At 48.9% G+C, this 219-nt stretch carries 1 protein-coding gene; it reads right to left on the bottom strand.

Annotated features, from left to right (window positions below):
* A partial coding sequence (locus ACTHSP_RS24335) for a molybdopterin-dependent oxidoreductase (protein ID WP_440347256.1) occupies positions 1-219 on the bottom strand: 219 nt, incomplete at both ends.

The raw sequence follows: 219 nt of genomic DNA, 5'->3' as shown, positions 1-219 counted from the left end.
CCAAAGATTCAATGCTTTGTCCCAACCATTGCGCACCTTTAAGGCCGTCTGAAAGACGTTTGTCTTGTTGGCGCAAACGGGTTGCAAAGTTTTTAACACCCAAGCCGTCGGCAAGTTTTTTGGCCAGATACAGCTCTTCAATCGTATTCATCGGATTGGCCCAAACGCCGACTTGGTTTTGGTTGCCGTCTTTGGCGATACATTCAATCGCGCTGCGGA

Source organism: Neisseria sp. P0001.S005, assembly GCF_051963715.1.
This window is presented reverse-complemented; position numbering and strand designations above follow the sequence as displayed.